Raw genomic sequence first — 24,104 nt, 5'->3', positions numbered from 1 at the left:
GATGGAACGGGACCGGTTGCTGCGGCTGGTGGCGGAACACGTCCTGGCCCACGGTGTCACATCGCTGACGTTGCGCGGGCTGGCCCGGTCCGTGGGTTCCAACCACCGGATGCTGTTGTACTACTTCGGCAGCAAGGAGCAGTTGATCGGGGAGGCGCTGCAGGCCGTCGGCCGCGACGCGTTCCCCTCCTTCGAGAACGCGTGGGTCGCACTGGAGAACGGTGAGGGCGATCTGCGGGGCGATCTGCAGCACGTCTGGGACCAGATCGCCGACCCGGCCAACCTGGCGTTCCTGCGGTTGTTCTTCGAGGTGTTCGGCCAGGCCTCCCAGCAGCCCGGGTACGCGGAGCTGCTGGGGGACATCGGGTCCTGGCAGCGACCCGCCGTGGCGCGGTTGGAGCGGGAGGGACTGGCGCCCGCGCTCGCCCGGGCCCGCGCCACCGAACTCATCGCGTTGTGGCGCGGGCTGCAGATGACGCTGATCATCACCACCGACCGCGCCGGGGTGGACGCGGTGCAGACGCAGGCGCTCGAGGCCTTCTGCGCCCGCACCGGCGCTCAGACCGTGGTGGGTTCCGGCACGTAGCGCGCGCCCGGGTGGTCGGCGCTCAACCGCGGCGAGGAACCCCCGATGCGTTCGCGCAGGGACCCGGAACCCGCCGGGCGGTCCTCCTCGGCGAGCAGGCGCCCGCGACGCCGGAGTTCCGGCACGACGAGTTCGCAGAACAGGCGGTGGTCGGAGGGGGAGAAGATCGCCTCGAGCAGGAACCCGTCGACGCCGGTGACGTCCATGATCTCCTCGAGCCGGTCGGCCACCTCGATCGGGTCGCCGACGACCGTGAAGCCGCGGGTGCCCCGGCCCCGCAGTTCCTCGAGCACCTCGCGCACCAGGGGCCAGGTCCCGTCGGCCCGCCTGAACCGGTCGATGTTGCTCTGCCCCATCTGACCGATGCGGCCGTCGCTGCTCTCGTGGATCTGGCTGAGCGGGCGGTCGGGGTCGAGGGCGGAGAGGTCGATCCCGGTGTTGCCGGCGTAGATCACGGCGGCGACCTCGTCGGTCTGCATGTCCTCGAACTCGGCCCGCCGCGCGATCGCCTCGTCGTGGGTGGCGGCGACGGTCACGGTCGCGCCGACGAGCACCTTGACCGACTGCGGGTCGCGGCCGGCGGCCGCCGCGCGGGTGCGGATGTCGGCGACGTTGGCCGCGGCGTGCGGCAACGTGGTGCCCTGCAGGAAGACGCACTCGGCCTGCCCCGCGGCGAACTCGCGACCGCGGTCGGAACTGCCGGCCTGGAAGAGGACGGGGGTGCGCTGCACGGAGGGCGCGACGGTGAAGAACCCCGAGGAGCGGAAGTGCTTGCCGACGTGCTCCACGCGGTGCAGCTTGTCGCGGTCGGCGAAGACCCCCGACTCCTTGTCCTGCACCAGGGCCGCGTCCTCCCAGCAGCCTTCCCACAACTGCAGGGTGAGGTCGACGTACTCCTGGGCCATCTCGTAGCGGGTGTCGTGCGCGACCATCTCGGTGTGCCCGAACAACTGGGCGATCGTGTCCTGGGAGGCGCCGGTCACGATGTTCCAGCCGATGCGGCCGTTCGTCAGGTGGTCGAGGGTGGCGAAGCGTCGCGCCGTCGCCACCGGGTGGTCCACGCCGGTCGAGGAGGTCAGCACGAAACCCAGCGTGGAGGTGTGGTGGGCCAGCGTCGGGATGATCATCATGGGGTCGATCCCGCTGAAGTTCAGGCCGCCGGCGGCGGCCACGGCCGGTAGGTCACCGCCCACGGTGGGGTAGCCGTAGCCGTCGGCGAAGAACAGGAAGTCGAAACCCGCGGCCTCGAGGAGCTGGGCCACGTCGATCCAGTGCTGCAGTTCCCGGTGGTGCACGGAATCGCTGTACGGGTGTGACCAGCTCAGCGTGCCACCGACCTGCGGCCCCGCGACCTCGAAAACTCCCAGGTGCATCGTGCGCACTGGTGTGACCCCTCTCGTTGAACCGACTGGTTCAGATGACAGCACACGCGTGTTTCGGGCGTGTAAAGCTCGTGCGAGGTGCGTCCGGGGACACGGGGTGGGCGTGGCCGCGCCCGGCGGTGTCTCCCCGTGGGCGACCGTGACGGATCGGTGACCACTCGTCCCCCGGTCGACCCACCCCGGAGTCCCGTAACACGGTTGTCACACGATGAGTCGCCACGTAACCCCGCGTTCACGCGGACGTGACAGCCCCGCAGCGCGCAGGTGCTTCAGTACCGGATCAGAGCCGAACGTCAGCCGGCCTCGTCTGTCCGCGCCGATCCGTCCCGGACCCGTAGGACACCCAAGCACCCGTGGAGCAGCTCATGAACGAATCCCGTCCGCGTCTCGTCGGCGACCGTCGCACCTTCCTCCGCGGCACCGGCCTCGGCGCCCTCGCCGTCGCCGGGGTCACCGGCCTCGCCGCCTGCGGCAACGACGACGCCGGCTCGACCACCGGTTCGAGCAGCGGCGGTTCCTCCGACGGTTTCGGCGAGATCTCGGTCCAGCTGTCCTGGATCAAGAACATCGAGTTCGCGGGCGAGTACATGGCCGACAGCAAGGGCTACTACACCGCGGCGGGCTTCTCCAAGGTCAACCTGCTCGCCGGTGGCAGCTCGGGGACCGCGGCCGAGGCGATGGTCCTCTCCAAGAAGGCCCTCGTCGGTCTGTCGTCGCCGACGCTGACCGGTCCCGCCATCGCGAACGAGGACGCGCCGCTGAAGATCATCGGTGCGACCTTCCAGAAGAACCCGTTCTGCCTGGTGTCGGTGAAGGAGAAGACCCCGGTCGCGACCATCGCCGACCTCGCCGGCAAGAAGGTCGGGATCCAGACCGGTGGCAACGAGACGATCTTCGACGGCTTCTGCAAGGCCAACGACATCGACAAGTCCACCTTCACCATCGTCCCCGTGCAGTACGACCCCTCCGTCGTGGAGACCGGTGAGGTCGACGCGTTCATGGCCTACCTGACCAACGAGCCGATCCTGCTGGCCGGGCGCAAGCTCACCCCGGTCACGCTGGGCTTCGCCGACAACGGCCTCCCCGTCGTCTCCGAGACCTTCACCGTCCTGCAGGCCACGATCGACAAGGACCGCGACCTGCTCAAGGCCTTCCTCAAGGCCGAGATCCAGGGCTGGAACGACGCGGTCGCCGACCCGGCCGCCTCCGCGACGCTCGCCGTGACCGACGCGCGCTACGGCAAGGACCAGGACCTCGACCTGGCCGAGCAGACCCAGGAGGCGACCGCGCAGGCCGCGCTCATCGTGTCCGAGGACACCAAGGCCAAGGGGCTCTTCACGATGACCCAGGCGCTCATCGACGAGAACATCCAGGCGCTCGAGGTCATGGGCACCAAGATCACGGCGGAGGACCTCTTCGACTTCTCCCTGCTGGAAGAGGTCTACCAGGAGAACCCCGAGCTCATCACCGGCTGAACCACCGGCTGAGACACCCTGCGCGGTACCCCGTCGCCGTCCTCGAGAAAGGTCAGACCGTGTCGTACGACACCCCGTCCCTGTCCGTCACCACCGGCGCCGCGGGAACGCTCTCGGCCACGACCGATCCCAAGGGCCACCCCGAGGCGGCGACGGGTTTCAACCTCCAGGGCCTGACCAAGCGCTTCGACCTGGGCCGCAAGAGCGTCCTGGCGCTGGAGCAGACGAACCTGGGGACGCGCAAGAACGCGTTCCTCTCGCTGCTCGGGCCCTCCGGCTGCGGGAAGTCGACGATCCTGCGCATCCTCGCGGGGCTCGAGACCCCCTCGGGCGGGGAGGCGCTGGTCAACGGCATGACGACCCGGGAGCTGCAGCGCGCCCACGAGCTGGGCGTCGCGTTCCAGGACTCCGCGTTGCTGCCCTGGCGCACGGTCGCCCAGAACATCCGGCTGCCCCTCGAGGTCGCCGGGGTCAGCCCGTCGAAGGGCCTCGTCGACGACCTCATCGGCCTCGTCGGCCTGAAGGGGTTCGAGAAGGCCAAGCCGGCCCAGCTCTCCGGCGGCATGCGCCAGCGCGTCTCCATCGCCCGCTGCCTCGTCGTGCAGCCCACGGTGATGCTGCTCGACGAGCCCTTCGGGGCGCTGGACGACATGACCCGCCAGCGCCTCAACGTCGAACTCCTGCGCATCTGGACCGAGAAGCCCGCGACGACCCTCATGGTGACGCACGGGATCTCCGAGGCGATCTTCCTCTCCGACGTCGTCGCCGTCATGAGCCCGCGCCCCGGCCGGGTCGTGGAGGTCGTCGAGATCGACCTGCCGCGCCCGCGCACGCCGGAGATGATGCGCACCCCGGAGTTCCACGCCTACCACGACCGGCTGTCCGAGATCCTCTTCGGCGGCGGCAGCGGGGACGAGCACTGATGGCGAGCTCGGTCCAGGAGGAGGCGGCCGTCACCGGTGTCGCCGGCGCCACGGCCCCCCGCAGCAGGCGCGTCGTCGCCGGGAAGGAGATGCCGCCGTGGGTCGGCGGCGTCATCGGCGTCGTCTCGGTGCTGGCGGTCTGGAGCCTCGTCAGCTCGATCTTCTTCGGCAGCAACGGGATCGTCCCCACTCCGTGGGGCGTCCTGCGCCAGTTCGGCGACACCGGGTTCCAGACCTACTGGAACAACCTCTCGGTCACGACGTCGTCGGCGGCGCAGGGTTGGCTGTGGGGGAACCTCGCCGCCATCGCCATCGCGGTGGTCGTGCTGCTCATCCCGCCGTTGGAGGGGGCGGCGAACCAGGTCGCGGTCATCTCCTACTGCATCCCGCTGACGGCGATCGGGCCCATCGTCCTCATCGTCTCCGACCCGGGTGCGCGGACTGCGTCGATCTTCCTCGCCGCGATCAGCGTCATCTTCACCTCCGTCGTCGGCTGCCTGCTCGGGTTGCGCGCCGCCGACCGCACCGCCCTCGACGTGGTGCACGCCTACGGCGGGTCGACGTGGACCGCGCTGGTGAAGGTGCGCCTCATCGCCGCGCTGCCCAACGTCTTCGGTGCCCTCAAGCTCGCCGCCCCGGCCTCCTTCCTCGGCGCGGTGCTCGGTGAGTACCTCGGTGGGGTGGACTCCGGCATCGGCATCATGATCATCGCGGCGCAGACCAACCTGAAGTACGCGCAGATCTGGGGCCTGGCGATCCTCTGCGGCCTCATCGCGGGCCTCGCCTACGTCGTCATCGGCCTCGTCGCGAAGCTCCTCACGCCCTGGTCCTCGACCGGTGAACGGAAGGCGGGTCTCTGATGGCCACCACGACCACGGGTGCACCCGCGGGCACCGAGGTGCACGAGAACCGCAGCAACGCCTCCGTCGCCTCCGCCGTGGGCAAGCGCATCGGGATCTCCGTGCTGACCCTGGTGATCTCCGCGGTCGTCCTCGTCATCGCCTGGTACGCCCTGCTGCGCATCCTCGCCATCGACGAGTTCGTCGGCAAACGCCCGCTCGACGTCTACCAGTGGCTGTTCGCCGACGACAAGGCCGCCGCCAACCGCAGCGACATGTGGGGCTGGCTGAAGGTCACGCTCACCGACTCGATCACGGGTTTCCTGGCCGGGGTCGTGGGCACGATCGTCGTCGCGTCGCTGTTCACCGTGATCCGTCCGCTCGAGTTCGTCTTCATGCCGCTGGCCATGATGCTGCGTTCGGTCCCGCTCGTCGCGATGGCCCCGATCATCGGGATGACCTTCCACTCCGAACTGCTGCGTGCGGCGACCATCGGCGGCGTCGTCGTGTTCTTCCCCGTCCTGGTCAACGCGGCCATCGGTCTGCGTTCGGCCTCCCCGCAGGCGATCGACGTGATCCGGGTCAACGGCGGGACGAAGTGGACGGCACTGCGCCTGGTCGCCGTCCCGACCGCGCTGCCCAACCTGTTCGCCGCGATCCGCATCTCGGTGCCCGGCGCGGTCATCGGCGCGATGCTCTACGAGTGGCTGTTCAGCGGGACCGGGCTGGGATCGGAGATCTTCCGCGCCAACGCCAACGTCCAGTACAACAAGCTCTGGTCGATCGTCGTCGTCGTGACGTTCACCTCGATCCTGCTCTACACCGTCGTCAGCATCGTGGAGACGCTGGTGCTGGCCAAGTGGGGACCCAACGCCGGACGGCGCTGACCACCGCGTCGGGTTCGGTGAGGTGCGGCCAGTGCCCGGGGGAGAGTTCGCGCAGGTCGACCGAACCCACCCCCGGGTTCAGCGCGTGCAGGGCCGCGGCGTCGACGTCGCGGCTGGAGCGCACGTGGAGCGCCGGGACCCGCAGCGCGGCCAGGAGCGGGCGCGGGTCGAGGGCGAGCACGTCGAACCACAACGGACGCAGCGCGGCCTCCGGGGTGGCGAGGATCCCGGCCACGACCTCCTCGCGCAGTTCCGGCCGGCGAGGACCCCACGAGGAGCGCATCGACTCCTCGAGCACGGTGCGCCACACCGGTCCCCGCACGTCGGCTGCGCGGGCGACCTTGCGCGCCAACGCCTCCGGGGTGACGGGCACGTTGGAGTCCAGCAGCACCAGTCGCTCGACGAGCGAGGGGTGTCGCGCGGCGATCACCAGGCCGACGATCCCGCCGGTGCTGTGACCCACGAGCACGGAACCCGCCGGGACCCGCGTCGCCACCTCCTCGGCCACGGCGTCCAGGGACGCCCAGCCCGCCACCGCAGGCGCACCGTGGTGGCCGGGGAGTTCGAGCGCCCGCACGTCGAACCCGTCGGAGAACGCCCCGGTCAGGAACCGGAACTGCGAGGCGTCGCAGCCGAGGCCCGGGAGCAGGACCAGCGGGTTCACGCGGTGGCGAGGACCCGCACCGACCACGGCGCCAGCCGCAACGAGCGACCGGCCGGGGCGGCCCGGTGGCGGCGGTCGGCGGTGCTGGACCAGCGGGGCTGGAACGTCGGCAACCCCTCGACGCTCGGCAGCACGACGTCACGCTGACGCGGTCCACCGTTCACGACGACGAGGACCGAGGCCTGACCCCGGTCACGGCCGTCGACCAGGACCTGCAGGATCCGCCGGTCCGCCTCGTGCCAGTTCTCGCCGCTCATGGGCGTGCCGTCCTCGGCGAACCACATCAGGTCGCTGCGCTGGTCGCGGATCGGCGACCCGCGCCGCACCCCGGCCTCGCGCAGCACCGGGTAGCGCCGGCGCAGCGCCAGGAGTTCGCGGACGTCGTCGAGCAGTTCACGCTGCCAGCCCTCGAGCTCCCAGTCGATCCACGACGTCTCGTCGTCCTGGCAGTAGGCGTTGTTGTTGCCGCCCTGGCTGCGCCCGAACTCGTCACCCGCGGTGATCATCGGGACCCCGGTGGCGAGCACCAGCGTGGCGAACACGTTGCGGATGGCGCGTCGGCGCAGCTCCAGGACCGCCGCGTCGGTCGTCTCGCCCTCGACGCCGTGGTTGTAGCTGGTGTCGGAGTCGCTGCCGTCGCGGTTGCCCTCGCCGTTGGCCTCGTTGTGCTTGCGGTCGTAGGCGGTGAGGTCGGCGAGGGTGAACCCGTCGTGGGCGGTCACGAAGTTCACGCTCGTGAGCCGACCGCGCGCGACGTCGAAGGTGTCGGCGGAACCGGCGAAGCGGGTCGCGAGTTCCGGCAGGCCCCGGCCCCCGGCGACGGGGGCCGGGTGGCCCCAGGAGATCTCGCGGGCGTCGGTGAGCCAGAACCGGCGGATGCCGTCGCGGAACCGGTCGTTCCACTCGTGGACGGGGGCCGGGAACTGTCCGGTGCGCCAGCCGTGGGGCCCGACGTCCCACGGTTCGGCGATGAGCTTCGTACCGGCCAGCACCGGGTCGGCACCGAGGGCGACCAGGAACGGGTGGTCGGGGGAGTACCCGTCCCGCCCACGCGCCAGGGTCGTCATGAGGTCGAACCGGAACCCGTCGACGCCGTACTCGGTCACCCAGTGCCGCAACGAGTCCAACGCGAACTGCACGACGCGGTGCTCGGCGAAGTCGAGGGAGTTGCCGCACCCGGTCACGTCGAAGGGGCGGCCGCCGGCGTCGCGCAGGTAGTACGTCGAGTCGTCCAGACCGCGCAGCGAGAGGTGCGGACCGTCCGGCCCCTCCTCGCAGGTGTGGTTGTAGACGACGTCGAGGATGACCTCGATCCCGTTCTCGTGCAGGGCCATCACGGCGCGCCGGAACTCCTCGCGCACGGCGTCGGCCCCGGCGTCCCGGGCCGCCGCGCTGGCGTACCCGGCGTGCGGGGCGTTGAACCCGAGGGTGTTGTACCCCCAGTAGTTCGACAGCCCGCGCCGACGCAGGGCGATCTCGGAGGTGCTCGCGTGCACCGGCAGCAGTTCCAGGGCCGTGACGCCGAGGGAGTTCAGGTGGGCCAGGACCGCGGGGTGCGCGAGCGCCGCGTAGGTCCCGCGCTCGGCCTCGGGCACCTCCGGGAACCGCTGGGTCAGCCCGCGCACGTGCGCCTCGTAGAGGACGGTGTCGGACCACGGGGTCCGCGGTCGTTCGTCCTCGAGCACCCGCAGCGCCTCGGGCATCGGCGCGAGCACCACCCCGCGGGGGACGTGCGGGGCGCTGTCGCGGGGGTCGGCGACCGCGAGGTCGCCCTCGAGGTCCTCGCCGACGGTGTGCCCGAAGATCTCGGGGGTGAGGGCGACCTCGCCCTCCACGCCCCGGGCGCAGGGGTCGAGCAGCAGCTTGGCCGGGTTGTGCCGCAGCCCGCGCTCGGGGTCCCAGCGGCCGTGCACGCGCAGGCCGTAGCGGGTGCCGGCGACCAGACCGGGGACGTGACCGTGCCACACGCCGAGCTCGACGTCGGGCAGGGCCGTGCGGGTCTCGCGTCCCGCGTCGTCGAAGAGGCACACCTCGACCCCGTCGGCGTGGGCCGCCAGCACCGCGACGTCCGCCCCGTCACCGGTGAGCGTGACCCCCAGCGGGTGCGCGCGGGTCGGCGCGCCGCGACCGGGCGACGACGCTGCGGTGGGCTCTCGGTGGGTCGGGACAGGCACCGGCGCAGTCTGCCAGTCCTTAGACTGTCGGGTGTGAGCGCGTACCTGGACCACGCCTCGACGACGGCCCTGCGCCCGGAGGCGCTCGAGGCGTTCGTCGGCGAGTCCCGCGTCGGCGCCGGCAACCCGTCCTCGCTGCACTCCGCGGGCCGTCGCGCCCGGGTGGCGGTGGAGGAGAGCCGCGAGGCGCTGGCGAGCGCGCTCGGCGCCCGCCCGGGGGAGGTCGTCTGGACCTCCGGGGGCACCGAGAGCGACAACCTCGCTCTGCAGGGACTGCTGCGCGCCCGTCGCGCCCTCGACCCGGCCCGGCGGCGGGTGCTGCTCAGCGCCACCGAGCACCACGCCGTCCTCGACTGCGTCGAGTGGCTGCAGGCCCACGAGGGGGCCGAGGTGACCTGGCTTCCCGTCGACGCGAGCGGGCGCACCGACCTCGACGCCCTGGCCGCCGCCCTCGCCGACGGCGGGGGTGACGACGTGGCCCTCGTCTCGCTGATGTGGGCCAACAACGAGGTCGGCACCGTCCAGCCCGTCGCGCAGGCCGCGGAGCTCGCCCACGCGGCGGGGGTCCCGCTGCACACCGACGCCGTCCAGGCCGTGGGGCACCTCCCGCTCGACTTCGCCGCCTCCGGCGCGGACCTGCTCTCCCTCTCGGCCCACAAGTTCGGTGGTCCCGTCGGCAGCGGGGCGCTGCTGGTCAAGCGCGGCACCACGCTCGTCCCCCTCGTCCACGGCGGCGGGCAGGAGCTCGGCGTCCGGTCGGGGACCCTGGACGCGGCGGGGGCCCGGGCGACCGCGGCCGCGCTCACCGCGGCGACCGCGGGCCTGCCGGCGGAGGTCGCCCGGCTCTCGGTCCTGCGCGACCGGCTGGTCGCCGGCCTGCTGGAGGTCCCCGGCGCCACCCTGCGGGGAGCCGCCGCTCCCGACCGGCTGCCGGGCAACGCCCACGTGACCTTCGACGGCTGCGAGGGGGACTCCCTCACCTACCTCCTCGACGCCGCCGGGGTCGAGTGCTCGACCGGGTCGGCCTGCCAGGCGGGTGTCCCGCAACCCAGCCACGTCCTGCTCGCGATGGGCCTGAGCGCGACCGAGGCGGCCGGCGCCCTGCGGTTCTCGCTGGGCTGGAACTCCACCGACGCCGACGTCGACGCGGCGCTCGCCGCGATCGGGCCGGCGGTCGAACGGGCCCGGCGGGCGACGGGGTCGCGCACGGCCCGGGCGCGGCGCCGTCCGCGCACGACGAAGGAACTGGCCATGGGATCGACCGGGGGAGTGTCCTGATGCGTGTGCTGGCCGCGATGAGCGGTGGGGTCGACTCGGCGGTCGCCGCCGCCCGGGCCGTCGACGCCGGGCACGAGGTCGTCGGCGTGCACATGGCGCTGAACCGCAACCCCGGGACCCTGCGGACGGGCTCCCGCGGCTGCTGCACGATCGAGGACTCCCTCGACGCGCGCCGCGCCGCGGACCTGCTCGGCATCCCGTTCTACGTCTGGGACCTCTCCGACGACTTCGTCGAGGACGTCGTGGAGGACTTCGTCGCCGAGTACGCGGCGGGCCGGACCCCGAACCCGTGCGTGCGCTGCAACGAGCGGATCAAGTTCGCGGCCCTGCTCGACAAGGGGATCGCCCTGGGCTTCGACGCCGTCGCCACCGGTCACTACGCGCAGATCGTCACCGGGGCCGACGGGCGGGCGCAGCTGCACCGCGCCGCGGACGCGGCCAAGGACCAGTCCTACGTGCTCGCCGTCCTGGACGCCGACCAGGTCGCGCACGCGATGTTCCCCCTCGGCGACGCCCCGACGAAGGCCGAGGTCCGGGCCGAGGCGACGCGGCGCGGGCTGCCCGTGGCGAACAAGCCCGACAGCCACGACATCTGCTTCATCCCCGACGGCGACACCCGGGGTTTCCTCGCCGACCGCCTCGGTGAGGTCCCCGGCGAGATCGTCGACGAGTCCGGGGAGGTGCTCGCGACCCACTCCGGCACCTACGGCTACACCGTCGGCCAGCGCAAGGGTCTCGGGATCTCCAAGCCCGCCGCCGACGGTCGTCCGCGCTACGTGCTGAGCATCGAACCCGTCCGCCGCACCGTCACCGTGGGCCCGGCGGAGCGGCTCGCGGTCCAGGCCCTCGAGGCCGTCGACGCGATCTGGAACACCGAGGCACCGCTGGGACCGGTGGAGGTCCACGTCCAGGTCCGTGCCCACGGCGAACCCGTGCCCGCCGTCGCCGAACTCGTCGGCGAAGTGCTGCAGGTGCGGCTGCGGACCCAGCTCACCGGCGTCGCGCCGGGGCAGACGGTCGCCGTCTACCGCGGGACCCAGGTGCTCGGTTCCGCGACGATCTCCGGGACGACCACGGCCTGAGCCACCCGTCTCCACTGCGCCTCAGGCGGACGCGACCTGCGGGGCCGGCGCCGCGGACAGGGCGCCCTGGGCCTGCCCCGCGATGTGCGCGGGCTGCGGTCGGGCGTAGAGGTAGCCCTGGGCGTAGGTGCAGGACAGGTCCCGCAGCACCTGGGCCTGCTGCTCGGTCTCCACCCCTTCGGCGACGACGTCGAGGCCCAGGCTGCGGGCGAGTTCGATGATGCTCGCGACCAGCGTCGTCGCCGACCCGCCCTGGGCGAGGTCGCTGATGAACGAACGGTCGATCTTGACCGTGTCGACCGGTAGTCGGCGCAGGTAGGAGAGGCTCGAGTAGCCGGTCCCGAAGTCGTCGATGGCCACCAGGACGCCGGTGGCGCGCAGCTGCGCCAACCGCGCGGACACCGCCTCGAGGTCGTCGACGAGGACGCTCTCGGTCACCTCCAGCGTGAGCTGGTGCGGACGCAGGCCGCTCTCGCGCAGGGCCGCGCGGACGGTCTCGATGATCTCGTCGGACGCCAGCTGGACGGCGGAGAGGTTGACGGCGATGCCGACGGGGTGACCGCGTTCGGCCGTCCAGGTCGCGGCCTGCATCGTCGCGGTGCGCAGCACCCAGGCCCCGATGGCGAGGATGTCCCCGCTGGCCTCGGCCAGCGGGACGAACTCCAGCGGCGGGACGGTGCCGCGCTTCGGGTGCTGCCAGCGCAGCAGCGCCTCGTACCCCTTCGTGGAGGTCTCCTCCCCGCCCTTCCGGTAGTCCACCGTCGGCTGGTAGAAGACCTCGAACTGGTCCTCGGCCAGCGCGGCCGCGAGGTCGTCGCGCAACGAGGCCTTGTCCTGCGCGGCCTGCGACATCCCCTCGGCGTAGGCGACGAGCCGGTTCTTGCCGCTGGTCTTGGCCCAGTACATCGCCAGGTCGGCGTTGCGCAGGAGTTCCGCGGGGGCGTCCAGATCGCTGACCGTGCCGCACATCGTCGCCGTGTCGGCGGTACCGAGGCTGGCGTGGACGTAGATCTGCTGTCCCTGGACGTCGACGGGCTGGGCCAGGCTGGCGAGGAACCGTTCACCGACCCGGCGCGCGGGGCCCGATCCGCCGTGGATGACGACGGCGAACTCGTCCCCGCCGAGGCGGGCGACGAGGTCGGCGCTGCGGACCGAGGCGCGCAGGCGCTGCGCGACGGCGAGCAGCAGCTGGTCGCCGGCCGCGTGGCCCCGGGAGTCGTTGACGTTCTTGAAGTCGTCGAGGTCGACGAAGAGCACCCCGAGCTCGTCGTGACGGGACAGCCCGCGGGTGAGGAACTCGGTGAGCATCGTGCGGTTGGCGAGGCCGGTCAGGGGGTCGCGCAACCCCTGCTGCTCGTTGAGCCGCCAGGACGAGAGGTGCGTGACGCTGGCCGCCAGGACGAACCCGGCGTGGATCGCCATCCACCGCCAGGGGTGGGTCATCGCGGAGTGGTGGTCGTAGACGTCCTCCGGGAAGAGGGTGCCGATGAGGCCGTGGTGGACGACGACGATCGCCAGCCCGACGCTGAAGGGGACCCAGTCCTGGTAGAGGGCGACGAGGCCCACCATGACGAAGAAGTGGAAGTGCGCCTCGGTCTGCCCGTGCCAGAACTGCACGAGCACCGTGGAGGCGAGGAACAGGCTGACCGAGGCGGTCGCCGACCGGAGCTTGCGCGAGTAGAACGTCGGGGTCGCCAGGACCAGCGGAGCCGCGACGAGCGCGCCACCCGCGAAGCTCACCAGGACTCCCTGCCCTGCGAAGGCACCGAAGACGACCAGCGCGACCGCCTGCAGACCGGCGACCCGCACGATCGCCCGGTGGCGGCGGTGCCACACCTCGTCGGGCAGCATCCGCCCGCGCGGCAGCAACGAGAAGGCAGCACTGGCCCGTCGACGCACGAGGTCCCAGACGGAGGTCACCCTCCTGCATCGGCAGGCGGTACCGCGGTGGAGATCCGGACCACCCGAACGGCCCAGTCAGCTGACGAGCACCGTGACCGTGTGGATGAAGACCCCGACCAGACCGCCCACGACCGTGCCGTTGATGCGGATGAACTGCAGGTCGCGACCGACGTGCAGCTCGATCCGCTGGGCCGCGTCGTCACCGTCCCAGCGGGCCACGGTGTCGGAGATGACCGTCGCCAGTTCCGGGGCGAAGCGGCGCACGACGTGCCCCGCGGCGTCGGAGACGTGCCCCTCGACCCGCTTGGCGAACACCTCGTCCTCGACGAGGCGGTGGCCGAGGTCGACCAGGGCCTCCTCGCTGCGGGCCCGCAGCGAGGACGTGGGGTCCTCGAGCGCCTCGAGCAGGAAACCCCGCACGCTGGACCACAACCCGGCGACGGTGTCGGCCAGGCCGGGGGAGTTCAGCAGCCGCTGCTGGAACTCGTCCGCCTTGGCCCGGGTCTCCGGGTCGTTCTGCAGCGCGTCGGCGTAGCGGGCCAGCAGGTCGTCGATGGCCTTGCGGCCCGCGCTGTCGCGGTCGGCGACGACCTCGTCGACCCAGTTCTGGGCCTCGGTGTAGACGCGTTTGCCGAGCCGGTCGTTGAGCCAGTCCGGGACCCACAGCGGTGCCCGGCCGGTGACCATCGTCCGGACGCGGTCCTCGTTGGCCCGCAGCCAGCGCTGCGCCTCGGCCAGCGTCAGGTCGACGACGGGGTGGTGGGTGCCGTCGGCGACGACCTCGCCCAGCAACCGGCCCACCGTCGGGCTCCACGACTGCGCCCCGAGGCGCCGGACGACGACCTGGTCGAGGACGTTGGTGACCTCCTCGTCGCGCAGGATCCCCAGCGCCCCGGTGAGGACCGTCGAGGCCTCGTCGACGACGCGGGCCGCGCCGCCGCGCTCGGTCAGCCACGACCCCACCCGGCGGGGGATCCCGGCGCGCACCACCTTGTCGCGCACGACCTCCTCCGCGAGGAAGTTCTCGGCCACGAACTGCTCGAGGCTCTTGCCCAGCGCCTCCTTGCGGCGCGGGATGAGCGCGGTGTGCGGGATCGGCAGCTTCAGCGGGTGCCGGAACAGGGCGGTGACGGCGAACCAGTCCGCGACCGCGCCGACCATCGCGGCCTCGGCGGCGGCGTTGACGTAGCCCATCGCCCCGGTGTCGCCGATGGTCAGGGCGTAGACGATCGCGGCCAGCACGAGCAGGCTCGTCGCGATCGTGCGCATGCGGCGCAGCGCGGAGCGGCGTTCGTCGTCGGTCATCGAGGGCTCACCGGCTCATCCTCACCCAGGACCGCCCCTGGTCGACACCGCACGCCCGCCGGCGCGGGTGCGCGGTCCGGCGGTCACGACCCCATCAACGCCCACCGCAGGGCCTCCCGCCAACGGGCCGACGGCTCGACCCGGGTCCGTCGGAGGACGGACCCGGGCCGGGCGGGGTTCCTCAGATCGAGGAGCCGGCGCGGGCCGCGCGCAGCACCTTCGCCAGCAGGTCCTCCCCGGGCCCGCCGGCGACCGGCGGCAGCCCGACCCCCTCGCAGGAGAGGTCGCCGGCCGGGGTCGCCCCGGTGGTCAGGAACGCGTCGACGACGTCGTCCACGCAGGCGTTGCCCATCCCGTAGATGCCGTGGTCACCCTCGTCCTCGACGGTCAGCAGGATCGAGGAACCCAGCGCCTCGTGCGTCTTCACGGCACCCTCGTAGGCGGTGGCCGGGTCGTGGCGGGACTGCACGATGAGCAGCGGCGGCAGGTCGGCGCCGTCGACGTCCGGCAGGCGCAGGTCGGCGCGGTCCCAGTACGCGCAGATCTGGGCCGACTGCCCGTAGCCCAGCAGCGGGTACTTCGCGCCCTGCTCGTCCCCGACGGCGTTCCAGTGCTCCTGGCTGCGGTTCCACGGGCTGTCGTTGCAGGTGGTTGCGGCGAACGTCGCCGTCTGGCTCTCGGCGGCCGGGGGTGCGGGGGCCAACGCGCGGGCGAGGGCGGCGACGCTCGAGCTCAGGGCCGCCGGGGCCTGCGCGTCACCGGGACCCCGCAGGTCGTGGAGGAGCTGGACGCCGGAGAGCAACCACGAGAGCTGACCGAAGCTCGACTTGCCGTACATCGACTGCGCCACGAGGGCGTCGAGCACGGTGCCGTCGAGGGGCAGACCCGGGATCTCCAGCGGCCGGGCGGCCAGGTCCGCGCGCAGCCGGTCGTAGGTCGCCACGACCTCCTCGCCGGTGGAACCCAGACCGTAGGAGGAGTTCCCGGCCGCGGCCCAGGGGGCGTAGTCCTGCTCGAAGCGGCGCTGGAAGGCCATCGGCTGGTAGGAGAAGACCTGCTCGTAGCCGGCGGTCGCGTCGACGGTGGAGTCGAGCACGAAGCGCCCGACCCGGCCCGGGAGCTGCGTCGCGAACTGCGTGCCCAGCCAGGTCCCGCCGGAGTAGCCGACCCAGTCGATGGTGTCGCGGTCGAGCGCGTCGCGGACCAGGTCGACGTCGAGCACCGTCTGCCGGGTGTTCACCACGTCCTTCAGCGGGTCGTCCGCGCAGGCGTCCGCCGCGGCCTGCACGACCTTCGCGGTCAGGGCGAGGGCCTCGGGGGAGCGGTCGTGGGGGTCGGGGAGCGCACCGTAGGCCGAGGTCAGGTCGCCGCCGCAGGTGAGGGGCGAACTCGCCCCGGTGCCCCGGACGTCGAGGCCGATGACCTCGGTGGCGGCGAGCGCCGGGATCGAGGAACCCAGCGTGGCCAGCGTCAGACCCGCACCTCCCGGTCCGCCCGGGTTGGTGATGATGCTCCGCTGCGGGCGGGGACCCGCGTGCGGGACCCGGCTGATCGTCACCTGCAGCGGGTCGCCCTCCTCCGGGGCGTTCCAGTCGCGCGGGACGGCCACCTGCGCGCACTCCAGACCCCCGACGAGGGCGTTGAGGACCCCGATCTGCGCGGGCGTGCACGGGGTCCAGGCGAGGTCCTGGTCCCGGTAGCGCTGGGGGGTCCGCGCCTCGAACTCCCGCTGCGCCTCCTCCACGGTGGCGGGGCGCTGGATCCCCGGGACGGAGGGTTGCGCGGCGGCGGGCTGCACCACCATCAGCAGGGGCCCGGCGAGCGCGAAGGCGCTCACCGTGGCGAGGACGGCGGGTCGGCGGTGGGGCACGGGTGGACCTCCCGGGTCGCCCGGGACCTCGGTGGATCCCAGGTGTCGGCTGTGAGCCCGTCCATCCACCCGCATCCGGAACCCCGGTGTCACCGGGCGAGCGGTGATCGTCGCATCCTCCCTTCGGGGGACCCGCCCCCGCCGCGCTACGGTCGCGACGTGCCAGAAGACGTGTCAGAGAACGCACCAGGAACGGCCGCCGCCGTCGGATCCATGCCGGGGGAGGACCCGCGCGAGGCCGCGCGGACCGTCTTCGGTGAGCTCGGCGAACCCCCGCACGTCCCGCACCTGCCGCAGCTGCCGGCCCGGGGGCCCGGGGCGGACGCGCTGGGACGCACGGCGTCGCTGCTGGTGGACCTGCACGTGGACCTGCAACCCGCGGGGTGGCGCTTCGTCGACGCCCCCGGCCGCGACGCCGGGCGGGCGGCGTCGTTCCTGCGCGCCGACCTCGACGAGCTCGCCGAGGCCGCCGACGGCTGGAGCGGCCCGCTGGCGCTCGCCGTCGTGGGGCCGTGGTCGCTGCTGGCCGCGGTCGAGCTGCACCGCGGCGAGCGCGCCGTCTCCGACCACGGCGCCCGGCGCGACGTGATCGCCTCACTGGCCGAGGGGTTGAAGGTGCACGTCGGCGACGTGCGGCGCCTCGTCCCCGGCGCGCAGGTCGTCGTGCACGTCGAGGAACCCTCCCTCGCCGCCGTCCTCGAAGGCCGGGTCCCGACCCAGTCCGGGTACGGGACGTTGCGCTCCGTGGACCGCTCGCTCGTGCGCGACGGGTTGCGCGACGTCCTCACCGCCGTCCGCGACGCGGGCGCCGAGCCCGTCGTCCGGCTGCGGGCCGAGGACGCGCCCTGGGCGCTGGTCCGGGAGGCGGGGGCGGCCGGCATCGCGCTCGACGTCCGCGACCTCGGCGTGGCGGGCTGGGAGTCGGTCGCGGCGGGGATCGAGGACGGGCTGCGGCTGTGGGCGGGGATCCTGCCCGTGACCGGGACCGCCCCGGCGGTCGCCGCGCTCGTCGACGTGGTGCGGGTGCCGTGGCGACGGATCGGGTTGCCCGCGACCGGGTTGGCCGATGTCGTCGTGACCCCGGCCGAGGGGTTGTCGCAGACGGACCCCGCGGCCGTGCGGGGACTGCTGACGCGGCTGCGCGAGGCGGCCGGGGCGATGGCGGAGGCCTCCGGTGACTGACCTGACCTTCCGCGAGGCGGAACCCGCCGACGTGGCCGACGTCGTGGCCCTCGTCGAGTCGGCCTACCGGGGGGACTCGAGCCGGGCCGGCTGGACGACCGAGGCGGACCTGCTGGACGGTCGCCGGACCGACGAGGCGGGGATCGCCGCCGTGCTCGCGGCGCCCGACGCGACCCTGCTGCTGGCCGAACGCGACGGCCGGACCGTCGGCTGCTGCGAACTGCGACGGGTCGGGGAGCTCGGCTACTTCGGGACCTTCGCGGTCGACCCCGCGATCCAGGGCGGGGGCATCGGCGCCCGGCTGCTCGCCCACGCCGACGCGGAGGCGGTGCGGCGCTGGGGCGCGCCCGCGCTGGAGATGACCGTCATCGCCCAGCGCGGGGACCTCATCGCCTGGTACGAACGGCTCGGGTTCGTCGCGACCGGTGAGCGGCGCCCGTTCCCCTACGGCGACGAACGGTTCGGCCGGCCCCGCCGCGACGACCTGGAGTTCGTGGTCCTGCGGCGGCCGACGGGAACCAGTCGCCGTTGACCGATCGGCCCTGACCCGCTCCCGGGCACGTGTCGGACCTGCGCGGCAGGATGGCTCCCGTGAACGACGACGGTCTGGTCCCGCCCGCTGCGAGGCACCGCTGGGAGGAGCTCGTCGCCCGGATCGAGGGTGCGCGCTTCTCCTACTACGTGCGCGACTCCTCGCCGCTGAGCGACGGGCAGTACGACGAGCTGGAGAAGGAGCTGCGCGCGCTCGAGGACGAGCACCCGCAGCTGCGGACCCCCGACTCGCCCACCCAGACCGTCGGGGGGACCTTCTCGACGGAGTTCACCGCCGTCGACCACCCCGAGCGGATGCTCAGCCTCGACAACGCCTTCTCCACCGACGAGCTCTCCTCGTGGGCGGCCCGGGTGGAGAAGGAGGTCGGCGCGGGCGCCCGCTACCTGTGCGAACCGAAGATCGACGGCCTCGCCATCGACCTCGTCTACGAGGACGGCCGCCTCGTCCGGGGCGTCACCCGCGGCGACGGTCGGACGGGGGAGGACGTGACCTTCAACGTCCGCACGATCGACGACATCCCGCACCGCCTCCGCGGGGAGGGCGTCCCGGAGTTCCTCGAGGTCCGCGGCGAGGTGTTCTTCCACCTGGAGGGTTTCGCGGCCATCAACGCGGGGCTCGTCGAGGCCGGGAAGCCCCCGTTCGCGAACCCGCGCAACGCCGCCGCGGGGTCGTTGCGGCAGAAGGACCCCCGGGTGACCGCGACGCGTCCGCTGCGGATGCTGGTGCACGGCATCGGCGCGCGCCGCGGGATGGAGAACGACTCGCAGTCCGGGGCCTACGAGAAGCTCGCCGCCTGGGGGCTGCCGACGTCCCCGCGGGTCAGGGTCGTGGACACCCTGCCCGAGGTGGCGGACTACGTCCGGTACTACGGCGAGCACCGCCACGACGTCGAGCACGAGATCGACGGGGTCGTCGTCAAGGTCGACCAGGTCCCCCTGCAGCGCAGGCTGGGTTCCACCTCGCGCGCACCGCGGTGGGCCATCGCCTACAAGTACCCGCCCGAGGAGGTCACGACGCTCCTGCGCGACATCCAGGTCAACGTGGGTCGCACCGGGCGGGTCACCCCGTTCGCGGTGCTCGAACCCGTCCTGGTGGCGGGGTCGACGGTCGGCATGGCGACCCTGCACAACGCCGACGAGGTCAGGCGCAAGGGCGTCCTCATCGGTGACACCGTGGTGGTCCGCAAGGCGGGCGACGTCATCCCCGAGGTCCTCGGCCCGGTCGTCGAGTCCCGGACCGGTGACGAACGCGAGTTCGTGATGCCGACGCACTGCCCCGAGTGCGGGACGGAACTGGCCCACCAGAAGGCCGACGACGTCGACATCCGCTGCCCCAACTCCCGCAGCTGCCCGGCGCAGCTGCGCGAACGCGTCTTCCACCTCGCGGGTCGGGGGTCCTTCGACGTCGAGGCCCTCGGCGACAAGGCGGCGACGGCGTTGCTGGAGGCCGGGGTCATCACCGACGAGGGCGACCTCTTCACCCTCACCGAGGACGACCTGACCCGCGTCCCGCTGTTCACGACGAAGGCGGGTGCGATCTCCGCCAACGGCAAGCGCCTGCTGAAGAACCTCGAGGAGCGCAGGTCGCAACCGCTGTGGCGGGTGCTGGTCGGGTTGTCGATCCGCCACGTCGGCCCCACCGCCGCCCGTGCGCTGGCCGACCGGTTCGCGTCGATGACCGCGATCGAGGAGGCGAGCTCCGAGGAGATCGCCTCCGCCGAGGGCGTCGGCCCCACGATCGCGGACGCGGTGGTCGAGTGGCTGGCCATCGACTGGCACCGCGACGTGGTCCGCAAGTGGCGCGAGGCCGGGGTGCGGATGGCGGACGAGCGCGACGAGACGACCCCGCGGGTGCTGGAGGGGTTGTCGATCGTCGTCACCGGTTCGCTGACCGGGTTCTCCCGCGACGAGGCGAAGGAGGCGATCTTGTCCCGCGGCGGCAAGGCCTCCAGCGGCGTCTCGAAGAAGACGGACTACGTCGTCGTCGGGGAGGCCGCAGGGACGAAGGCCGACAAGGCCGAGCAGTTGAAGGTCCGGGTCCTCGACGAGGAGGGTTTCGTCACGCTGCTCGAGGGTGGGCCCGACGCGGTGGCCCTGCCCGAGCCGGACGCGGAACCCGACGAGGAGGCCGAGCCCGAGGGCTCGTGACGTCCCCGTCGCACCCACCGGTGTCACCACGTGGAGTGAACCGTCGGTGCGACGAAGACGGCGTCATGGCGCCCGGTTCGGCACACCGACAGGCGCACCCACGGCGGATTCAACCGGTCGGATCAGCCCGGACGTTCAGCGCCGCACGACGAGGGTGCAGCACTTCGCGCCCCCGCCACCCTTGAGCAGCTCCGAGAGGTCGACGGGCACCGGCTGGTAGCCGCGTTCCGCCAGCAGGTCGGCGTAGCGCTGCGCGCGGGGGGAGAGCACGACGTGCAGGCCGTCGCTGACCGCGTTCATCCCCAGCACCGCGGCGGTCTCCTCGTCGGTGAGCAGCGCGTCCGGGAACAGCTGCTGCAGGACGGCCTGGGCGGCGGGGGAGAAGGCGCCCGGGAAGTAGGCGACGTCGGGGTGTGCGGGGTCGTCGTCGAGGACGGTGAGCGCGGTGTCGAGGTGGTAGAACCGCGGGTCGACGAGTTCCAGCGAGGTGACCTCACGACCGAGGACGCGGGCCAGTTCCGCGTGCGCGGCCAGGGCGGTGCGGAACCCGAACCCGGCGAGCAGGTGGTCACCGACGACGAGTAGGTCGCCCTCGCCCTCGTTGGTCTCGACGGGGCGGTGCACCGGACCGAAGCCGTTCTCCTCGAGCCAGCTCGCGTACGCCTCGGCCTCGCCGGCGCGTTCGGGGTGGGTGAAGCGGACCCCGACGTTGCCCCCGGCGGTGAGCAGCGCCCCGTTGGCGGCGTAGACCATGTCGGGCAGTCCGGGGACGCCGGGGACGACGTCGACGATGTGGCCGAGCCGTTCATGGGTCGCCTTGAGCTCCTCCCACTGGGCCAGCGCCACGTCGGCGTCGACGGCCTGCGTGGTGTCCATCCACGGGTTGATCTCGTAGGAGACCGTGAAGTGCGTCGGGCGGCACATCACGAAGTGGCGGGGGCGGGCCACGCGGTCGGCGCGGGAGGTCTCGGTCAACGATGCGGTCACGACGTCAACGCTAGGATCCGCCACGACGCAGCTCAAGGCCGATCCGCTGCGTCGACGCGCAGGTTCCTTGCGTGTGACGCGGCAGGACTGGAGATGCGTTGCGCGACCTCGACGACGTCGACCGCGAGCTCCTCGTCCTGCTCGCCCGGGACGGCCGGGCGACCTTCAACGACCTCGGCGCGCGGGTCGGCCTCTCCGCCCCGGCCGCGAAGCGCCGCGTCGACCGCCTCGTCGCCGACGGCGTCATCGCCTCCTTCACCGCCGTCGTCGACCCGGCGGCCCTCGGCTGGCGCACCGAGGCCTTCGTCGAGGTCCGCTGCCACGGGACCGTCTCCCCGGCGGAGCTGCGTCGGGCCTGGCAGGGGATCCCCGAGATCGTCGGTGCCTACACCGTCACCGGCCCCGCCGATGCGTTGATCCACGTCCTGGCCCGCGACGTCCAGCACCTCGAGCAGGCCCTGGAGCGGGTCCGGGACGAGGCGAACATCTCCGCCACCGACTCCGTCATCGTGCTCTCGCGCCTCGTGGACCGGGGACGGTGACCCGCGATCGTTGGTGACCTGGGTCACACAACGATCATCGGGGTTGACGGTTCCGCCGGGCGCACCGATAGGTGGGACTGTGAACCGACTTCCCGGTAACGCACTGCTCGCGACGTTGGTCGTCGGCGGGGCGGGCCTGCTGGCCGACCGGGCCTCGCGACACCTCGACGGTCGGCTGATCAGCGCCTGCCTCCTGCTCGCCATGCTCATCGGAACGCTGTTGCTGCACCGTCGGCGGCGGGACCCGGGGTTCGACCGGGGCATGTCGCCGACCACGTGGCGTGCCTTCAGCGCCGCCGGCGTCGTGCTCCTCCTGACCGCCACCGCCGACCTCGCCGTCGGCGTCCTGGACGGTCGCGGGTTCTGGACCGGCATGCCCCTCGGTCTCGGCACCTTCGTGGCCGGGCCGCTCATCATGCACGGGCTGTTCCACTGGAACTCCCAGGTCCGCCACGTCCTGGCCGGGGGGCAGGCGCTCACCTCGGGCAGCGCCGTGCTCGTCGTCGTCGCCGCGGGGAACCTGTTGCTCCCGCACCTGCCCGCCGACTTCGGCGACTGGGCCTGGTGGCAGGTGCAGGTGTGGCTGCTCACCGTCGGGATCCTGCTCGTCCTGCTCGGGACCACCCTCGTCGTCGCCCGCACCGCCGGGCTGGCCCGCGACGTGCGCATCTGGTCGCTCGGGGGGTCCCTGCTGGCCTACGCCCTCGTCGACGGCTTCGTCGCCGTCGAAGGTGGCGCCGGGTTCACCGCCGTCCAGGCCGCGGGTGCCACCGGGGTCCTCGTCATGGGCGCCGCGGTCCTGCGGGCCCGCACACCGACCCGGGTGATCGTCAACGCCGAGGTCTCCGCGGGCGGCGCGATGCTCGTCCTCGTCACGGCCTTCTGCGTCGTCGCGCTCGCCTGCGTGCACGACCTCACCCCGACGGCGATCCTCTGGGGCTCCCTCGCCGCCCTCGGCAGCGCGATCTGCCTGGCCCGTCACCTCGGTCAGCTCTCCGAACTCGCCCGGGCCCGCGTGGAGGCCCGCACCGACGACCTGACCGGGGTCGGGAACCGACGGGCCCTCGTCGACCAGGTCGAGGAACTCGCGCACGGCGGATCGGGCGCAGCCCTGCTCAAGGTGGACGTCGACGACTTCGGCCTGGTCAACGAACGCCTCGGTCACCACGACGGGGACCAGCTGCTCGTCACCCTCGCCGAGGCCGTCCGCGCCGCCGCCCCGCCGACGGCGCTCGTCGCCCGCAGCGCGGGCGACACGTTCGCGGTCCTGCTCGCGCACGCCGACGAGGCCGTGGCGCTCCGCCTGGCCGCGCGCCTCGAACGGGTCGTGCGCGAGCTGCCCACCCCCGGGCGCCTGGGCACCGGCATCAGCGCCAGCATCGGGGTGGCCACCACCGCCGCCGGGGACCCCAGGACGGCCGACCTCGTGCACCGCGCCGGCGCCGCGCTGGTCCTGGCCAAGACCGGCCAGCGCGGGATCGCCTGCTACGACGGCGAGCTCGAGGCCCGTGCCCGCGACCGCCTCAGCCTGATCGCCGACCTCACCGCAGCTCTCGACGACGCCTCGCGCGCCGAGGTGGAACTCCTCCTGCACTACCAGCCCCAGCTCGAGGTGCGGACCGGCCGGGTGGTGGGCGTCGAGGCCCTCGTCCGCTGGCAGCACCCCGCACGCGGGTTCCTCGGCCCCGACCGCTTCCTCGACCTGGCCGAGGAGAACGGCCTCATGGACGACCTCACGGCGCACCTGCTGGAGCGGGCCGCTCGCGAGGTCGCCGACTGGGAGGTCGACGACGTCCCGCTGCGGGTCTCGGTCAACCTCTCCGCCGGCTCGCTCGCCTCGCCCGACCTGCTGCCCACCGTCGACGCCGTCCTGCGGCGCACCGGGCTCGACCCCACCCGCCTCGTCCTCGAGATCACCGAGACGACCCTCATGGACGACCCCGAACTCGCCGTGCAGGTCACCGAGAGCCTCGTCGCCCGCGGCATCTCGCTCAGCATCGACGACTACGGCACCGGCTACTCCTCGCTGGCCTACCTCACCGACCTGCCGGCCAGCGAGCTCAAGCTCGACCGCGCCTTCACCCTGCGCATCACCACCGAACCCCGCACCGCCGCCATCGTCGAGGGGACCGTCGCCCTGGCCCACCGCCTCGGCCTGCGGGTCATCGCCGAGGGCGTCGAGGACCTCGAGGCCCTCGGCGTGCTGCGCGACCTCGGCGCCGACGAGACCCAGGGCTACCTGCACAGCCGCCCCCTGGCCCCCGCCGCGTTCCGCACCTGGCTCGCCGACCGCTCACGGGAGTCCGACGCGCTCCCCGCATAGACT

The 24,104-nt window shown here is 72.8% G+C and carries 19 protein-coding genes; 12 read left to right on the top strand and 7 right to left on the bottom strand.

The genetic code is table 11. The annotated features are described in order from the left end of the window. Position 1 precedes the first annotated feature (1 nt). Positions 2-586 (top strand): TetR/AcrR family transcriptional regulator, encoded by a 585-nt coding sequence (locus tag OG218_RS05520; RefSeq protein ID WP_328292198.1) that lies wholly within the window; start codon positions 2-4, stop codon positions 584-586. Here the strand turns inward: OG218_RS05520 and OG218_RS05515 are convergent. Further along, on the bottom strand, positions 559-1,959 hold the full coding sequence (locus tag OG218_RS05515; protein ID WP_328296219.1) for an NtaA/DmoA family FMN-dependent monooxygenase: 1,401 nt from the start codon (positions 1,957-1,959) through the stop codon (positions 559-561). The genes OG218_RS05520 and OG218_RS05515 overlap by 28 nt on opposite strands. A 374-nt stretch (positions 1,960-2,333) precedes the next feature. Here OG218_RS05515 and OG218_RS05510 point away from each other — a divergent pair, with 374 nt between their 5' ends. Genes OG218_RS05510 through OG218_RS05495 form a run of 4 tightly spaced genes read left to right on the top strand, consistent with a single transcriptional unit; the run spans position 2,334 to position 6,092 of the window. Next, entirely contained in the window at positions 2,334-3,443 is a 1,110-nt protein-coding gene (locus OG218_RS05510) for an ABC transporter substrate-binding protein (protein WP_328292197.1), read from the top strand. Between the two features lie 59 nt (positions 3,444-3,502). Then, a complete protein-coding gene (locus OG218_RS05505; protein WP_328292196.1) occupies positions 3,503-4,366 on the top strand; it encodes an ABC transporter ATP-binding protein in 864 nt (287 codons plus the stop codon). After that, the gene (locus OG218_RS05500) at positions 4,366-5,226 is read left to right on the top strand and encodes an ABC transporter permease (protein WP_328292195.1); all 861 of its coding nucleotides are present in this window, start codon (positions 4,366-4,368) and stop codon (positions 5,224-5,226) included. The genes OG218_RS05505 and OG218_RS05500 overlap by 1 nt, the downstream gene beginning before the upstream one ends. Further along, on the top strand, positions 5,226-6,092 hold the full coding sequence (locus OG218_RS05495; RefSeq protein WP_328292194.1) for an ABC transporter permease: 867 nt from the start codon (positions 5,226-5,228) through the stop codon (positions 6,090-6,092). Before OG218_RS05500 ends, OG218_RS05495 begins: the two co-directional genes overlap by 1 nt. On the opposite strand, the gene OG218_RS05490 is transcribed toward OG218_RS05495, so the two are convergent. Then, positions 6,034-6,756: an alpha/beta fold hydrolase gene (locus OG218_RS05490; RefSeq protein ID WP_328292193.1), complete on the bottom strand. Its 723-nt coding sequence runs from the start codon at positions 6,754-6,756 to the stop codon at positions 6,034-6,036. The genes OG218_RS05495 and OG218_RS05490 overlap by 59 nt on opposite strands. Then, positions 6,753-8,930, bottom strand: a complete 2,178-nt coding sequence (glgX, locus tag OG218_RS05485; protein ID WP_328292192.1) for a glycogen debranching protein GlgX — start codon at positions 8,928-8,930, stop codon at positions 6,753-6,755. Before glgX ends, OG218_RS05490 begins: the two co-directional genes overlap by 4 nt. Before the next feature lie 33 nt (positions 8,931-8,963). On the opposite strand from glgX, the gene OG218_RS05480 reads away from it, so the two are divergent. Further along, entirely contained in the window at positions 8,964-10,208 is a 1,245-nt protein-coding gene (locus tag OG218_RS05480; RefSeq protein WP_328292191.1) for a cysteine desulfurase family protein, read from the top strand. Further along, on the top strand, positions 10,208-11,290 hold the full coding sequence (gene mnmA, locus OG218_RS05475; RefSeq protein ID WP_328292190.1) for a tRNA 2-thiouridine(34) synthase MnmA: 1,083 nt from the start codon (positions 10,208-10,210) through the stop codon (positions 11,288-11,290). The genes OG218_RS05480 and mnmA overlap by 1 nt, the downstream gene beginning before the upstream one ends. Positions 11,291-11,311: 21 nt before the next feature. Here the strand turns inward: mnmA and OG218_RS05470 are convergent, their stop codons facing one another. The 3 genes from OG218_RS05470 to OG218_RS05460 all read right to left on the bottom strand — a co-directional run bounded on the left by OG218_RS05470 (position 11,312) and on the right by OG218_RS05460 (position 16,367). Next, positions 11,312-13,210: a putative bifunctional diguanylate cyclase/phosphodiesterase gene (locus OG218_RS05470; protein ID WP_328292189.1), complete on the bottom strand. Its 1,899-nt coding sequence runs from the start codon at positions 13,208-13,210 to the stop codon at positions 11,312-11,314. Between the two features lie 57 nt (positions 13,211-13,267). Then, positions 13,268-14,497, bottom strand: coding sequence for a DUF445 domain-containing protein (locus tag OG218_RS05465; protein ID WP_328292188.1), 1,230 nt, complete (start codon positions 14,495-14,497; stop codon positions 13,268-13,270). A gap of 181 nt (positions 14,498-14,678) precedes the next feature. Then, positions 14,679-16,367, bottom strand: a complete 1,689-nt coding sequence (locus tag OG218_RS05460) for an alpha/beta hydrolase (protein ID WP_328292187.1) — start codon at positions 16,365-16,367, stop codon at positions 14,679-14,681. Between the two features lie 159 nt (positions 16,368-16,526). Here OG218_RS05460 and OG218_RS05455 point away from each other — a divergent pair, with 159 nt between their 5' ends. Genes OG218_RS05455 through ligA form a run of 3 tightly spaced genes read left to right on the top strand, consistent with a single transcriptional unit; the run spans position 16,527 to position 20,249 of the window. Beyond that, entirely contained in the window at positions 16,527-17,549 is a 1,023-nt protein-coding gene (locus tag OG218_RS05455) for a methionine synthase (protein WP_328292186.1), read from the top strand. Continuing rightward, positions 17,542-18,081, top strand: a complete 540-nt coding sequence (locus tag OG218_RS05450) for a GNAT family N-acetyltransferase (protein ID WP_328292185.1) — start codon at positions 17,542-17,544, stop codon at positions 18,079-18,081. Before OG218_RS05455 ends, OG218_RS05450 begins: the two co-directional genes overlap by 8 nt. A 50-nt stretch (positions 18,082-18,131) precedes the next feature. After that, positions 18,132-20,249, top strand: a complete 2,118-nt coding sequence (ligA, locus tag OG218_RS05445; RefSeq protein ID WP_380161497.1) for an NAD-dependent DNA ligase LigA — start codon at positions 18,132-18,134, stop codon at positions 20,247-20,249. Between the two features lie 135 nt (positions 20,250-20,384). Here ligA and ddaH read toward each other — a convergent pair whose 3' ends face one another. Next, positions 20,385-21,236, bottom strand: a complete 852-nt coding sequence (ddaH, locus tag OG218_RS05440) for a dimethylargininase (RefSeq protein WP_328292183.1) — start codon at positions 21,234-21,236, stop codon at positions 20,385-20,387. Positions 21,237-21,334: 98 nt separating this feature from the next. On the opposite strand from ddaH, the gene OG218_RS05435 reads away from it, so the two are divergent. Both OG218_RS05435 and OG218_RS05430 read left to right on the top strand, forming a co-directional pair. After that, complete coding sequence (locus OG218_RS05435) at positions 21,335-21,778, top strand: Lrp/AsnC family transcriptional regulator (RefSeq protein WP_328292182.1); 444 nt, start codon at positions 21,335-21,337, stop codon at positions 21,776-21,778. 79 nt (positions 21,779-21,857) lie between these two features. Continuing rightward, complete coding sequence (locus OG218_RS05430; protein WP_328292181.1) at positions 21,858-24,101, top strand: putative bifunctional diguanylate cyclase/phosphodiesterase; 2,244 nt, start codon at positions 21,858-21,860, stop codon at positions 24,099-24,101. Positions 24,102-24,104 lie beyond the last annotated feature (3 nt).

The organism is Kineococcus sp. NBC_00420, assembly GCF_036021035.1.
GTDB lineage: Bacteria > Actinomycetota > Actinomycetes > Actinomycetales > Kineococcaceae > Kineococcus.
Note: the sequence above shows the minus strand (reverse complement) of the source record. Positions and strands in the feature narration are given on the sequence as shown.